This is a genomic window from Mesorhizobium sp. M5C.F.Ca.IN.020.32.2.1, assembly GCF_004023105.1.
Classification (GTDB): Bacteria; Pseudomonadota; Alphaproteobacteria; order Rhizobiales; family Rhizobiaceae; genus Mesorhizobium; species Mesorhizobium wenxiniae.
On record NZ_RZSX01001178.1, the window covers coordinates 1 to 1,537 of the forward strand.

A 1,537-nucleotide genomic window follows, 5' to 3' on the forward strand; every position below is an offset into this window, starting at 1 on the left:
CCGCTGATCCGCAAGCAGGCGACAGAAGAAGGCAAGCTGCGCGCCATGACGGTTTCGCTCAGCGCCCGTTCGGAAACGCTGGAACATGCGGCGCTGACCGACAGCCTGACCGGTATGCAGAACCGGCGCTATTTCGATGACGCACTGAAGGAATATCTCGAGGAATTCCGCCGCATCGAGAAGCCGGTCGGGCTGATGATCCTTGATCTCGACCATTTCAAGCAGGTCAACGACACCCACGGCCATGATGTTGGTGACGAGGTGTTGCGGGCGGTCGCCAACTGTCTCAAGGACATGACACGCTATCACGATGTGGTGGCGCGTCTGGGTGGCGAGGAGTTCGCAGTGGTCACGCCCAACATGGACGCCGAACTTCTGTCCAAATTCGCCGAGCGCATTCGCAAGGCGATTGCCAACATGTCGATACTGTCAGGCAATGTCCGCCTAAAGATCACCACGAGCGTCGGCCTTGCCGTCTGGGACCGTAAGGAAACCGCCGAAGAGTTCTATCGCCGCGCCGACCGCCAGCTGTATGAGGCCAAGAGGCAAGGCCGAAACCGCGTCTGCGCCTAAAATCCCGTCACTAAATTCGTGATGCTGGCCGCCTGATGCCGTTTCTGCGCTACTACAGCGCCGCGCGTCGTTGGACTCGCAAAGGACGCTGTAGCATCTTCATTTTGCGCATGATCCTTTCCGAAAATCGATCACGATTTTGGGGTCATGCGCGTGCTCGTGGACTGAATGCCCACTCCGCTCCGGTTCTCGAAAACGACACCATCCGGCTCAGCCTGACGAATTCCTGACGGGATTTACCCAAGGAGGGAAAGCTTGCCCGGTATCTCAAGCGCGCAGGGCGCTGGATCCATGGAGACTTTCACCGTCGCCGGCTCAATCGTTCTGCGGGCGCAGGCCGAAGGTTGCGGGTTTCAAGCCATAACGCATGTCGAAATCGTCGTCGGGTTGGACGCGCGGGACGAGTGGCTTTCGGTAGTTGGGGTCACCGGCCTGTCGGGCGGAATCCACGACTTCGGCGAAGGCCATCGCCTGCTGCGATTTCGGTACGTTGCGCAGCCTTTCGACGATCGCCACCAGGTCGACATCATTGCCGGTTTCGGACGGCAAGGCTTCCTCGCGCTTGGCCGTGCCTGGAATCAGGTCATCGGACATTTTCTCGAACTTCAGCCGCATGGTCGTTGCCACGCCCTCACCGAAGGCGATGGCTTCGCGCTGGCCCATCGAAGACAGGAATGCCAGCGTCGAGGCCGAGGAATCGGCGATCGCCGAGCGGATGATCGCCTGGTCCTGCTCATTGGCAAGCCGCATAGCGAAAAACGTCGAGCATTGCGACAGGATAGTGGGATCGAGCTCGCCCGGGCGCTGGGTGACGATGCCGAGATAACAGCCATATTTGCGGCCTTCCTTGGCGATGCGCGACAGCGCGTGTCGGGTCGGCGCAAAACCAAGGCGTGGATCGGCCGGCATATAGCGGTGTGCTTCCTCGCACAGCAAAAGCAGCCGCAGCCGGCCTTCGCTCCAC

Annotated in this window: 2 protein-coding genes; one reads left to right on the forward strand and one right to left on the reverse strand. The window is 60.2% G+C overall.

What is annotated here, in order from left to right; all coding sequences use genetic code 11:
- On the forward strand, positions 1-573 hold a 573-nt coding region (locus EOA86_RS34110; protein WP_164892300.1), incomplete at its 5' end, for a GGDEF domain-containing protein.
- 315 nt (positions 574-888) lie between these two features.
- Here the strand turns inward: EOA86_RS34110 and EOA86_RS34115 are convergent.
- Positions 889-1,537, reverse strand: a 649-nt coding sequence (locus tag EOA86_RS34115) for an ATP-binding protein (protein WP_164892301.1), incomplete at its 5' end; no start/stop codon positions are given.